Origin of the sequence: Bifidobacterium merycicum DSM 6492 (assembly GCF_900129045.1) — a bacterium.
Classification (GTDB): domain Bacteria; phylum Actinomycetota; class Actinomycetes; order Actinomycetales; family Bifidobacteriaceae; genus Bifidobacterium; species Bifidobacterium merycicum.
Genome location: NZ_FQTX01000001.1, coordinates 422,976 through 432,620, shown reverse-complemented (window position 1 = coordinate 432,620; position 9,645 = coordinate 422,976). Strand labels below are relative to the sequence as shown.

Annotated in this window: 10 protein-coding genes; 3 read left to right on the top strand and 7 right to left on the bottom strand. The window is 59.5% G+C overall.

Annotation, left to right across the window (positions count from 1 at the left end):
• Positions 1–7 precede the first annotated feature (7 nt).
• Entirely contained in the window at positions 8–148 is a 141-nt protein-coding gene (locus tag BUB29_RS09770; RefSeq protein ID WP_156098197.1) for a hypothetical protein, read from the bottom strand.
• 86 nt (positions 149–234) lie between these two features.
• On the opposite strand from BUB29_RS09770, the gene BUB29_RS01725 reads away from it, so the two are divergent.
• The 3 genes from BUB29_RS01725 to BUB29_RS01715 all read left to right on the top strand — a co-directional run bounded on the left by BUB29_RS01725 (position 235) and on the right by BUB29_RS01715 (position 3,513).
• Positions 235–681, top strand: a complete 447-nt coding sequence (locus BUB29_RS01725; RefSeq protein WP_033522931.1) for a hypothetical protein — start codon at positions 235–237, stop codon at positions 679–681.
• A 102-nt stretch (positions 682–783) separates the two neighbouring features.
• Positions 784–2,250 carry a hypothetical protein gene (locus BUB29_RS01720; RefSeq protein ID WP_033522933.1) on the top strand — a complete coding sequence of 489 codons (1,467 nt, stop codon included), beginning with the start codon at positions 784–786 and terminating at the stop codon, positions 2,248–2,250.
• A 516-nt stretch (positions 2,251–2,766) separates the two neighbouring features.
• Complete coding sequence (locus BUB29_RS01715) at positions 2,767–3,513, top strand: YdcF family protein (RefSeq protein ID WP_234945672.1); 747 nt, start codon at positions 2,767–2,769, stop codon at positions 3,511–3,513.
• On the opposite strand, the gene BUB29_RS01710 is transcribed toward BUB29_RS01715, so the two are convergent.
• The 6 genes from BUB29_RS01710 to pflA form a co-directional block, all read right to left on the bottom strand.
• A complete protein-coding gene (locus BUB29_RS01710; protein WP_033522935.1) occupies positions 3,510–4,214 on the bottom strand; it encodes a GNAT family N-acetyltransferase in 705 nt (234 codons plus the stop codon). The genes BUB29_RS01715 and BUB29_RS01710 overlap by 4 nt on opposite strands.
• Positions 4,215–4,226: 12 nt before the next feature.
• Complete coding sequence (dtd, locus tag BUB29_RS01705) at positions 4,227–4,706, bottom strand: D-aminoacyl-tRNA deacylase (protein WP_003826129.1); 480 nt, start codon at positions 4,704–4,706, stop codon at positions 4,227–4,229.
• Between the two features lie 363 nt (positions 4,707–5,069).
• Complete coding sequence (gene tig / locus BUB29_RS01700) at positions 5,070–6,437, bottom strand: trigger factor (protein ID WP_033522936.1); 1,368 nt, start codon at positions 6,435–6,437, stop codon at positions 5,070–5,072.
• 54 nt (positions 6,438–6,491) lie between these two features.
• The gene (locus BUB29_RS01695; RefSeq protein WP_033522937.1) at positions 6,492–7,787 is read right to left on the bottom strand and encodes an HRDC domain-containing protein; all 1,296 of its coding nucleotides are present in this window, start codon (positions 7,785–7,787) and stop codon (positions 6,492–6,494) included.
• Positions 7,780–8,433, bottom strand: a complete 654-nt coding sequence (locus tag BUB29_RS01690) for a DUF3000 family protein (RefSeq protein WP_033522938.1) — start codon at positions 8,431–8,433, stop codon at positions 7,780–7,782. The genes BUB29_RS01695 and BUB29_RS01690 overlap by 8 nt, the downstream gene beginning before the upstream one ends.
• A gap of 276 nt (positions 8,434–8,709) precedes the next feature.
• Positions 8,710–9,591, bottom strand: a complete 882-nt coding sequence (gene pflA, locus BUB29_RS01685; RefSeq protein WP_033522939.1) for a pyruvate formate-lyase-activating protein — start codon at positions 9,589–9,591, stop codon at positions 8,710–8,712.
• Positions 9,592–9,645: the final 54 nt, after the last annotated feature.

Here is a 9,645-nt window from a genome sequence, read left to right as displayed (position 1 = left end):
TCATTTTTCAGTCGTCTATCTCAATCGCATGAATCGTGACTTCGTCATCTTCCGATGGCTCGGCTTTTCTGAATTCTGGGCGGAGTTTCATACCGGTCTGGTTGAACTCACCGTTCAGATTATGCACCAGCACATCAACCAATGGCATTAAACACGTCTACACCTAACCAATATTCGCTCTCTTCCTGAACTACACTGTTCCTAGAAGAGTTTCCGTGTTGAAAGGGGTAACCGGTGGCACGCAAAGGTGGGTTTCTGAAGGGGATCGTCGCGTCGGCGGCGACCTATGCCGTCAAGACGGCGGTCGATATCGCGGTCAATCCGGAGAACATGCAGAAGGTGGCGCAGCTTGTCAGCGAGCAGCAGGTAGGCAGCAAGCTCAAACAGGCAGCCGCGAACATGCATCTGCCTGCCGCGCTTAGCCCATCAGCAAGAGTCACCAAGCAACTCGACACCATCGAGGAGACACTGGAGCAATACGCCGACCAATTTCCCGTAAACGCACCAGTCGAACGATGGAAGAGCACCCTGCAAAGCCTTCGTCTTATGGACACCATGAACAGATCCACAACCGGCAGCGAGCATAAGAACCGCCTGGAAAAGCTCCAGACACAGACCGAGGCCCTGTTCAACGAAATCTTCCAGTCCCTTGACTCGGGCGATGCCCAGATCGAAGACTGACCACTTCCCCACCGCTTGCATACCTGTTCCCCGCCACTCCCAAGCGCACCGACGCGTCTGCCGGTCGTATACTGCTACCAGGTGGATTTGAAGGGAATAACCATGATCGACGACGATTCCAACAAACTCATCCCATTCGAAGGCGGAGACGGTGATGCCGATGCCAACACCGGGAACAACAATCCAGACGACACGCAAAGCGTCACCATCATCCAAGACGAACAAGGCATCGTCTTCCTCGGCGACGCCGGTACCATAGATCTCTGGCTCAAGGACGAAGGCTTCGATTCCAAAGCATTCACAGCTAAAGCCGTGCAGACCATCTCATCAGCCAGCAAAGGCGCACAGGCAGCCGGCAATGCCATGGCCGAAAGCGGACGCTGGGTAAAACTCACCAAGGAATCGGCCGAACTGGTCGCCAAATACGGCACGAACTGTAAGAAAGGACCGTTCCAAGCCGGTGTTGTACGGCAACCGAACGGGCGCATCATCAAACATCTGCAATTCACCCAACCTGGGCAGCTCAACCCCGCTATGCTCACCGGTGTCAGCGGCGTCATGGCACAGATGGCACTGGAACAGGCCGTCTCCGAAATCACCGATTATCTGAAGGAAATCGATGCGAAGCTCGATGATCTGCTACGCGATCAGAAGGATCAGACCGTCAGCAAGCTCGCCGGGATATCCCACATGATTGACGAAACCATGCTCATCTACCAGCAGGTCGGGTCGATCAGCGAGACCACATGGTCCAAGATGTCAGGCTGCCCGCAAGACATCGCCACCATCCAAGCGTATGCGATCGCCAAAATCAAGGGCCTCACCGAGAAGGTGGAACGCGAGCAGGATCCCAAGCAGGTTCGCCCGCTGACCCAGCAGATTCGTCAGGAGATCCACCAGTGGTTGGGCATGCTCGCATCCGCAGTCAGGATGCAGGATCAGGTCTCCTGCATCGAGCTCGCGCGCGTATGCCAAGAGGAGCCTGAACAGCTCGAAGCATACAAGAAGGGCATCGTGCTTGCCAGGAACAAGCGTCTTGCGGAAATCGAGCAGTCACTCAACGCATTGGGCAGGCAACTGGAAACGAAGGCTGGAATCGTAGGTGGGAAGGTGCTGCTGAACCCATACAGTTCACCTCATGCCATTGCCAACATCGAAAGCATCACCAGTGATCTCAATGTATTCGCCAGCACATTGCAACTTGAGCACATTCATCTGCATGTCGAAGACGGTCCCACCTGGATCGAAGCCGCGGGCAAGGCCGTAGACGACACCGGCAAGGCCTTGCAGAATGCCAGGCAGCAGACCACACACGCCGTCCAAGACGTCGGCAATGCGATAGCGAATGGCGCTCAGAGCACCGGTGCCGCCGTTGCCAAGGGAATGCAGGACGCCGGAAATCAGGCCGCGCACATCGCGCAGGATGCGGGCGACGCCATTGCGAAAGGTGCTCAGGACGCAGGCGCCGGGATAGCCGACGGAGTGCAGCAGCTTGGCAAAGGAATAGCAGACGGATTGAAACAACTCCCGGAGATTAAACTGCCCAAGTTCGGGTGGGGCAAGAAATAGGTTGGAGAATCACGGCGTGAGCTAGGAGTATGTCCGACTTAAGGGGCATACTCCCAGCTCACTTTTTAACGTTCTACATGTCCTCCAGTCAGCGACCTCATTCTTCGATATCCGTAGTCGCCCTCATCGACGGAGCATTGGTAAAATCCGATGATTCGCACTCATTTTTAAACAGCCCTGCACCTCAGTGCGCCACTCGCCATCGCGCGTTTTCACTTGTTCAATGCGATAATCCTGCAGCATCCTGTAATTATTCACCGCTATCTACCGGACAAACCAAGCCAGCATAGCCCATTTTTTCGCTAGTCGTCTTGTTTGTGGCACTCGGACGCCGAAACGCGAAGTACAAGCATTGGAATTCCAACGCTTGTACTCGCCATAATCGGCAAACGGTGCCACAAGCAAGCCAACAAGCATTTTTAGGAGGGCTTTTGCGAAGAACCAGAGCCAGTATGCCCGGTCAGTATCGGTCCCAACCGCATCCCGGTAGAATAAGGCGATATGAAGGGAGCGAATATGGGTAAACGAGTGGCACTGGGGATCTGCATGGTGGCGGCACTGGCGAGCACAGCCTATGGCGCGCATGTGTGGGCGGCGCATTCGGGTACGAGTTTTTGGATGATGTGGATTGTCATCGCATGCCTATTCATGGTTGCCGGCCTTGCAGTATGGTTTGGCTGGTGGAAGGCACTGCCGAAAGTGGTGCGCCGGGTATGCGCCGTGGTGCTTTGCACGGGTCTTATCTGTTTTGGTGCGGTCGAAGGTTTGGTAATCAGTGGCATGCGCGCCGCTGGTGAACCGGGATTGGATTATGTGATCGTACTTGGCGCGCAGGTGCATAAGACCCGTCCGAGCCTGGTGTTGCAGTATCGGCTTGATAAGGCCATCGACTATCTTGAGTCCAACCCGAACACCATATGCATTGTGTCCGGTGGCAAGGGCGCGAACGAGCCGTTCCCCGAGGCGCAGGGCATGGCCGAATACCTGGAACGGCATGGCATCGCTGCATCGCGCATCATCAGGGAGTCCAAGTCGAAAGACACCAGGCAGAATATCGCCAACAGCCGCAAGCTCATGACGAAGCGCAATGCGAGCATCGGCATCATCACCAGCGATTTCCATGTGGCGCGCGCCATGCAGATCGCACGCGACCAGGGACTGGCAAACGCACAGGGCATCGCCTCCGGTTCGCCTGGCGACATGCTGGTGAACAATATGCTGCGCGAGTTCTTCGCCGAACTGAAATATTTGGTGAAACGCTAGGATTCGACGATCCTCGTTTCCGCCAGCTCTGTATCATCCACACGCCCCTCGTATAGGAAACAGTTCAGCGTTTCGCCGGGCGCGAGGGAAAGCGTTTCGACAGCCATGCGTTCCAGTCCCTTATGCTCATAAAACCCGTAGTCGCAGGTGGTGTCGGTGAAGAGGAAATATTCGCTGACACCGATCGCCTGAAACCAGTCGAGCATATGGGCGAACAGCCGACCGCCGACACCATGCCCTTTGGCTTCGGGCGAGACGAGGAACAACGCGATTTCAGCTTGGTAGGTTTTGTCCACGGTGCGTGTGAGCGTCCGATCGGCGTGCAGTATGCCCAGCTGTTCGCACAGCCCGTTTCTGCCTGCCCCACTTGCCAGCATGGGCAATGCCAGGCGTGCCTGCCTCAGGCGGTGCCGCAGCACTTGCGCACGCGTCACGTTCATGGGAATGGATCCGAGTATCACGCCAAGCACCCGCCCGTTTTGTTCGGCTACTGCGGCATGCATGGCTCGCGCCAGGCAGTCGTGCGCGTCGATGGCGGCAAGACGCCATGCCACGCTGTGACGACGTGCACGATCAGCCGACTCATGGCCGTCAGTATCCCCATCCGTCTGATCCGCATACCATGTTTGGCGAATCAGTTCCACCAATGCGGGGTAGTCGGCTCGTCTGAGCCGGCGAATATACACCTCATCGGCCTGCATATCCCGCAGTCCTCACTTCATAAGCTCGTCGGTGTCCATCACGATGGTGACGGGCCCGTCGTTGGCGATATCCACGCGCATATGCGCACCAAAACGCCCTTCCTTCACGTCCAGACCTTCGGCACGCAGCGCGTCGTTGAATCGCAGCCACACCTGCTTGGCATGGTCGGGGGCGCCTGCCTTGACGAAGCTGGGACGATTGCCCTTGCGCACGTCGGCGAACAGCGTGAACTGCGAGATGGACAGAATCGAACCGCCGACACTGCCGATAGACAGGTTCATTTTGCCGTTCTCATCCTCGAACACGCGCAGGTTGGCGATCTTATGCACGAGCCATGCAATCTGCTCGTCGCCGTCCGTATCACTCACCCCAACAAGCAGCACATACCCCTGGCCTATGGTTTGCGGCTCGAATGTCAGATCCCGCTTCCCCGTCTCTTCATCAAGCACATCCACCGAACCGTGACTCACCCGTTGCAATACGATTCTCATTCGTTCTCCTTCGCCTAGCCGAACGCTTATATCCTACGCGCCGGGCCTCATACCGTTTCGGCGCACCGTGAACCGCAAATCAGGGCCGCAGTGCGCCGTGGCATGCCCCATGGTACCCGAACCGATATTGCAATGGTCTGGATTTCCCGTGTCATTGCAACCTTGCAATCCATAAGATGACATCTTCGTTGACGCTTGCCATCATAGTCCGCAATGTTTGGCATGTTGCGAACGGTTGCGACATGAAACACGCGTGGAATACGGCAAAGGGCTGGGATCTCGTATTAAGATCCCAGCCCTTGACGCTAGACAACCGTCAGACCAACAGGTCTGCACGGTACACCGGCATAAGCCGTTAACGGCTCACTCGCCGTCCTTGGCGCTCAGCTCGTCGGCCACGGCAGCGGCGGCGGAAGCGGCCTCGACGGACTCCTCTTCCTCTTCTTCAGCGGCGTTGCCCAGGAAGTCGGACAGGTCGACGACTTCGCCGTCGGCGGTGAACTTCACTGCGCGCATACCGGCAAGCAGACCCTTGGAACGGGCGACTTCCTGCACGGCGGAGCCAAGCTGGCCGTTACGCATGATGGCCTGGATGAAGGCGTTCGGATCCATGCCGTACTGCTGGGCGATGGAAGCGAGGAAGTTGAACACGTCGGTCTGGGAGACCTGCACGTCCAGCTTCTCAGCCAGAGCATCGAGCACCATCTGGTCGCGCAGTTCCTTCTCGACGGCTTCCTCGGCCTCGGCCTTCTGCTCCTTGGTGGCCTTCTTCGGATCGGCGGTCACGTTCTTGAGCTGCTGCTCAATCATGTTGGCCTTCACACCCTTCGGCACCGGAATCTCCAGGCCCTCTTCGAGCTTGGCGATGAAGGCGTCGCGGGCCTCGGTGGCCTGGCGACCCTTGGCGTCCTGAGCGGCGGCCTTGCGGATGTCGGCCTTGAGCTCGTCCAGGGTGTCGAACTCGGAGGCTTCCTGAGCGAACTCGTCGTCGAGCTCCGGCAGCTCCTCAGCCTTGACGGAGTTGACCTTGACCTTGATCTGAGCCTTCTGACCCTCGTGCTCGCCCGCTTCCAGGGTGCCCTCGAAGGTGGTCTCCTCGCCGGCGGACAGGCCGTCAAGAGCCTCATCCAGGCCGTCAAGCATGGTGTTGGAGCCGAGCTCGTAGCTCACGCCTTCCTGGGAGTCGACGGATTCGCCGTCGATCTCGGCGTTCAGGTCGATGTTGGCGAAGTCGCCCTTGGCGGCCGGGCGATCGACGCTCACCAGGGTGCCGAAGCGCTGACGCAGGGCCTCAAGGCGCTTGTCGACATCCTCGTCCTTGATTTCCGGAGCGGCGATGGCGATCTCCATGCCTTCGATCTCCGGCAGGTCGAACTCAGGGCGACGCTCGACGGTGGCGGTGAACTTCAGCTTCTTCTCGTCCTTGGCGGATTCCGGGATGTCGACGACATCGAACTCCGGCTCGGCCATCGGGCGGATCTTCTTCTCTTCCAGGGCCTTGGAGTACAGCTCCGGAACGGCGCCGTTGACAGCCTCGCCAGCGACGGCACCAAAGCCGAAACGCTGCTCGACGAGCTTGCCGGGAACATGGCCCTTACGGAAACCGGGGATGTTCACTTCCTTGGCGATGTTCTTACGGGCTTCTTCCAGGTACGGGTCGAACTCTTCCTGGTCGACGGTAACGGTGAGCTTCACCTTGGTGGGTTCGAGGTTACGAACGCTGATCTTCACGCTAAACGCTCCTGCAAAGTCGTGTTTGTTCTTTTTTGCCGTTAGGCACAACTCTCATACTATAGCGTGGCTTAAGGACGCTGCGATAAGCCGCACCTGCCAGTCGCGCGCGCCTTGCCCGGCGAGAAACGCCGCGACGTCGCGCTTCCCCGGCTCATCCGTCCAGCATAGATTCTTGAGAATCTGCGGTTTGAGCAGCACTTCGGCCGGCGTGGACGTGTCTTCGGCGATCTGGTTGAGGGCGCGGCGGGCTTTCTTGAGTACTTCCAGGCGCTTCGGATGACGCGACGACCAGATGCGCATCGACTTGGGCGCGTTCGTTTCGGCGCCGTCCTTGTCGTGTGCGGGCGGGGGCATGACGGGAAGCTCGCTTTCGGGCAGCGCGAGCGCCTCCTGGATCTCATGCTTCCATACGGAGGGTTTGATTTCACGCTGGATCGGGGCGTAGCATTCGAACATTTTGTCCTGTTCGCCGCCGGTCTGCACGCGCACGCGTTCGTTCAGGGAGCGGATGACGCGGAATTCCCTGGCGTTGTGGGGTTTCTTCAGCGATGCTTCGATGATCGCCTGATCGGAGAGCAGCAGGGTCGGCGCGATATCGTGGAGGCGGGCGAGCTCGTCGCGCTTGGTCCATAGCGCACGGGCCACGGCGAGCGCCCTACGGTCGCCGCGAAGCGAGGTGATGTGCGAGATGCGCAGCCACGGTACCGGATGCTCGTGGCGGGGTTTGCCGGAGGTTCCTTCGGCGAGGATGTGGCGGAATTCCTCTTCGGCCCAGCCCTCCTTGCCTGCGGACTTCAGGTCGGCGCGCATTCTGGTTTCGAGTTCGATGAGCAGTTCCACGTCGAGTGCGGCATAGTTGCGCCAATCCCGCGGCAACGGTCTGTACGACCAGTCGGCGGCGGAATGCTCCTTGGCGAGCGTGATGCCCAGGTATTTTTCGGTGACCGCGGCCAATCCGAATCGTTTGAGCCCCAGCATGCGGGCGGCGAGTTCGGTGTCGAACAGGCGTTTCGGTGTCATGCCGATCTGGGTGAAACCGGGAAGGTCCATCATGGCGTCGTGGATGATCCATGTCGCGTCGCCCACCGCACGGTTGAACTCGTTCCAGTCCGCGCCTTGCCGCGTCAGCGCGATCGGGTCAAGCAGGAAGATGCCCGCCCCCTCACGTTTGAACTGCACCAGCCAATCCTCATGCCCGTAGCGGAAGCCGGACGCACGTTCGGCGTCGGCCGCGAGCGATCCGCGGGCGGCGGCGAGTTCGGCGCATGCGTCGCGGAAGCCTTCCAGGGTGTCGATCACGTCGGGCACTCCCCCGCGTGGTTCGGATTGCAACCGTGGCTCATGCATAAGTTCGCTCAACGCGTGATTCTCCTTCACCGCGAACGGTGGATTTCAGAAATTCTGCCCATGCCTCCACGCAGCCGCCGGGTTCGAAACCGTGTGCGGGCGGAATCGACGGCGTGTAGGAGACACGTATCTCACAGCCTGCAAACGTATCAGCACCCTGCGAACCAAACGCCGTGTTCTGCGTGACACTCACCGTGCCGGCCACGCTGTCCGGTTCCACATCGCATAGATAATCGCACATATCCTCCCAATACATGGAGGGCGCGAGGCCATCGTTTTCACTGGAATCAAGGGGCATTCGGGCGAAGCAGACGCATCGCCACCGTCCGCCCCATTCCTCCCGTGGGCGGCGGCTGTACAGCAGCATGATCCAACCGCTGGCGTTTTCTTCGGAATAGGGGCGGGAAAATGTGCGGGACGCGTCGTCGGCTCCGATGCCGAGTGCGACGCCGATGCCGTAATCGGCCAGAGTGGAGGGAACGGGGATCTCCCGGTAGCGTACGCCGGGCAGCCTGCGCATGGCGCGAACGGATTCCACGGCACGCCAGACCTCGTCAGGCACGCCGCGCGGTCGGGGCGGCAACTGCGCCTCGGGATCCTGCGTCTGCGGAGCGATCCCCTCGGGAAAAGAGAAAATCTCGGCCATGTATCTAGGCTACGTGTTGAAGCGGCATTCGGCGCGGATTGACGCGCGGTGGCGTCGATTTCCGTTCCCCGCGCGGTGCGGCCGGAACCATATGGGCAAGGAAAGCCGCCGCACTCGGAACTCGATCGGACCGGGGAAGACGGCCCGCTTCGGGTTTCGGGAGCGGCGGCAGGTCCTGCAATGATTCGGCCGAATCATCGAAAAACCATTTGATCCAACCGGGAATCGGCGGAATCAGCGGAATCAGCCGTGATTCGTCCGAACCGCGGGCATGGATCAGTACACGACGAACCCGTGTGCCTTGAACTGGTCCGCCACACGCTTGCGCATGGCGGCGTTCGGCCCCTTTTGGTTCTCCAGCGGGTATTCGATGCGCAGTTCATGCCATTTCGGGCGGCCGAGCTGGTGGAACGGCAACACGTCGATATGCTCCACCGCATCCCCGAAGGTCTCGCAGATCCTCGCCACGTTCTCGACGTTCTCCTCGCTGGAGGTGAGGCCGGGCACCAGCACGAAACGCACCCAGATCTTCTTGCCCGCCTTCGCGAGACGCTGACCGAAGTCGATGGTCGGCTGCAATACGCCGCCGGTCACCTTGTGGTAGGTCTCCTCATCGCCGGATTTGACGTCCAGCAGGCACAGGTCGATGTCGTCGAGCATCTCATCCGTGTAGTTCGTGTTCAGGAAGCCCGAAGTGTCGAGACAGGTGTGCACGCCCATCTGCTTGGCCGCATGGAATACGCGAGAGACGAATGCCGGCTGCATCATCGACTCGCCTCCCGAGAAGGTGATGCCGCCGCCCGTCGCCTTGAACAGGTCGGCGTAACGGTCGATCTTCTTGATCATCGCCTCCAGATACACCGGCTTGCCGTCGCGCATCTTCCACGTATCGGGGTTCTGGCAGTACTGGCAGCGCAACGGGCATCCGCTCATGAACACCGTCATGCGCGTGCCCGGGCCGTCTACGGAGGTGTTGATGTCCCAGGAATGCACGAAACCGATGTCGCCGGTCTTCAACGCATGCAGTCTGTCGCGCCTATCGAGGCCGATCGGCGATTCGAATCCGGAAAGACCGCCCATCAGGGTCTGGGACGCGTATTCCTTCGATTCGCGAAGCATATGGCGCGTGGTACTGCGGAATTGCTGGGTACCGGGCATCGTTGCACTCCTTGGTATCTGTTGGATGGTCGGCCGTCGGCGGCAAGGCCGGCG